Raw genomic sequence first — 3,299 nt, forward strand, 5'->3', positions numbered from 1 at the left:
CGAGGGAATACCGGAGCCGACGGATAACACTAACTTAGAGATAAAAGCTGTCTGAATATAACGGGTCAAGATCAGGCGTATAATAATGCTACTCGCTATTCGCTAAACCGCCCATTGCTGGCCGCGTTCATTCACCCCAGCCGCCCGGTCCGCGACGTTCCTGGAGACGAGCGACAGCCTATCCCCCACAGAAAAGCTATCATGGGCGGTTTGAATCCGTGGCCGACAAATCGCTCGCTTTTTTTAGCCGCGATGTAACTCAAATTATCTAAAGTTTATATCGACACTAACGTTATCATCCTGGAAATGACAAAGCAAAGTGCCGTTAAGGTAATACGTTTTTTGTTGAAAATTGATTCATCTTGGATTTCCCCACTTCATAGAATAGTTGAAATTTGAATTTTTTTGGCGTCATCTTGGGAACTGGCTTTCCGTAATATGGCCTGATATAGTAATAATCCAGCCCCCTTATTTTAGCGTGCTCTTTTCTGTAATGGCTCTCGGAGAGAAGCTCCTGATTATTCTCCAGTATGTAACTGTCATTTGAAAAATCATAGATTTTTTTGACTGGGTATCAATGGCGCTGACACCGGTGATTAACGCTTCCTCAAGAGAGGAACCGCCGCCATAGAAGAATCTGGCTTTTGTTTCTCCGATAGCTTTATACTTTGCGGGATAATTTCTATAAAAGAGATGTAATAATTCATGGTAAAGGGCGATAGCCGGGTCCCGATAACGCCAAGGCTCTTTAAGGGCATTTACACCGTCACCGATGATAAAATTCCCCGGATCAAAGGCGATTGCCCCGCCGGCACTGTTTTTGGCATAAAAGCGCCCCTTAACGACGCGCACGATAGCACTCATGGTCGGCGGCTGTATCATAAATTTTTTCTCACTTAACGCCAGCAAAATCTTCCGCCCCAAAGATGTCTGCTTGATATCATTTAAGCATTTTGTCACCTTTGCAAGAAAGAGGTCATTGCCGAAAATAGTTATTTTTGTCGCTATTTTTACTCCATCTAAAACAAGGCCATAATTCATGGCTCTGCTATTGACGCCATAAGGCGGCATAGGTGTGGTGGATAACTCATTTAACGCCATTGCAAACCTTTCCAAATACCCCCCGGCCTTTGGCTCAAGCAAAAATTTAGTTATATCATTATAGAACTTTGGAACCTCGATAAGAAACTCATTGATTAAGTTTTTTTGATTTTAGTATTTCGTTGCAATGGGAAAGTTATATTTTCCACCCATGCAAGTTGCAAAGTATATATCTCGACCATAGAAGGATCTGAAATTTTATTCCTAATAACGAACTTTTCAATAAACGCCATACCCAACCGGGTAAAGTGATGGATTGACCCCGCCTCGAAATTTTTATGTAATTTGAATGCTTCACACAGACTTAGAGCGCATCGCAACATTCTATTCTGTTGTAACGCCCGCTTATTATTGAGTTGTAATGCCCGCTTAACCTTCGCAAGTTTGCGTTTTATGCGTATACGTTGTTTCACAATTTTTCTTGGCAGGCCATTCTGAAATGGTTCGTTAGCCTGAGTTTCAAGGATAAATCGGCCCTTTTTGAAACGTATGCTCACGCCATATCGATGACTCCGGGACTTGATGGCATACAGGTTGCTAAAACCTGGAATCGGGTAAACACGCGCATAGAAACCTCTGATACGCAGATAGGGACGATGTTCAGAGGCCCACTGCAGCCCCCTATCATCCGGCGCGGATAACCTGTCTTCCGTGCAATGCGGATCAATCATGTCAAACGTGATGGCCTCCAGCAGGCGCGGATCAACTTGTTCCGCGGTGGGGGCTTGCAATTGCCAATGGCCGTTATCGAATAACAAGCCATAATGATTGTCCGGTCTGCTTTCGTCGATCATGGCATATTTTATTCCATGCGCCTTGGCGCTAGACAGTAGAACCGCGACTTTCTCACCGTCTATCTCAATATAATGCCGATATACCGGCTGCGAAAAGTCCGCATCTTGATCCATCACCTCAAAGACGGGCACATGACCATAGTAGTCTGAATCGATATACTGCTTTAATACGCCGACCTCATTAGCGGCGAGGGTGATTTTGCATTGGTTTATCAACGCAGTGCGCGAGAGCGTCGGCGCGTCAGGCCATGGTATGATATCTGACCGGGCACTGGCTTCCACGACTGGCTTACCCTCCTGAATAGGGTTTACCATCGGTTGCGCAACATTACCGGACGCAACGTCAGCCTTGCCTCGACCAGAATCAATACCCGGCGATTGTTCCCGCCCAATACTCCCGCCCTCTACGGGAGAGGGCGATAACGCCCGGCCCTCATCCTCCATCTCCCTGGCGGGCGTGAGACGATGCCGCTCCAGCGCCGCGAAAGATGTGCTGTCCGGCGCTGCAAAAACGCGATCCGGATTCATTGTCAGGGCAGTGTCAGCAATATCGATCTTTGCCTTAACGTTGTTTGGTGAGGCGCTTTGCACGCTATCCGGCGCTATGATGTCAGGCGCAAGCGGATATACCGGCAAGTTTGCGGCAGGCTCCGCGCTTGCTACTGCAATAAGCCGGTTATCCGTGCCAGTGGAAGGGGGCGCCGTGTGACCCGTTGCGGCGGTCGGCACGATGATAGGTTCGTTAGAGTGTATTTTGGGCAGTTCGGCGATATCGCCGCCAAATGTCAAAGCTGGCAGGTTCTCCCCGGCCTGAACCCGTTGCATTGCATCGCGCTCTGCCGGCTTAGGTGAAAGGGCCTGGTTCGCCCTTTGCTTGGGCCCTGCTGTCGGCGCTGAATGCGTTTTCGCCGGCGCCGTGTTCACGGCGCCAGTTAAGACCGCGTTACCATCGTCGTTTGAGGCGCTTTTGATGCCCACAGCGGTTAAGACGGCAAGTCCCCCGCCCGCCACCGCATCGACGCTGGCGGTTAATAATGTACCGCCAGCGGCCATCACCGTGCCTAATCCACCCAACGCGGCGCTCCCAGCTTTGGTAATAACGCCGTGGTCTTTTTTTATCATTCCCGGTTTCGGTTCCGGTACTTGGGAAACTTCCTGCAACTCCGACTTCGTCAGCAAACCATCGACATGATCTGATCCGGGCCGCGAGGATACCGTCTTGTCGTTCTCGGCCGACGGCGCCATTAGCCCGGTATCATGTATCGGTTCCAACACCTTGACGTCCGGCTTATTCTCCGTCCGGCGGGCGCCTTCAGTCGGGTCCAAAAAGTCGGACAGCACCGGCGGTTCGGGCACGGCTCCGATAGGCTCCTGTCCTGCCTGGCGGGCGCCGTCAGTCGGGTC

Annotated in this window: 2 protein-coding genes; both read right to left on the reverse strand. The window is 50.0% G+C overall.

Going from position 1 to position 3,299, the window contains the following annotated elements:
* Positions 1–468: 468 nt before the first annotated feature.
* The gene (locus FCN80_RS25525; RefSeq protein WP_136993124.1) at positions 469–1,101 is read right to left on the reverse strand and encodes a hypothetical protein; all 633 of its coding nucleotides are present in this window, start codon (positions 1,099–1,101) and stop codon (positions 469–471) included.
* 95 nt (positions 1,102–1,196) lie between these two features.
* The coding region (locus tag FCN80_RS25530) for a hypothetical protein (RefSeq protein ID WP_230492967.1) at positions 1,197–3,299 on the reverse strand (2,103 nt) is incomplete at its 5' end.

This window comes from Martelella alba (assembly GCF_005217455.1).
In the GTDB taxonomy this organism is placed as follows: Bacteria; Pseudomonadota; Gammaproteobacteria; order Enterobacterales; family Enterobacteriaceae; genus Acerihabitans.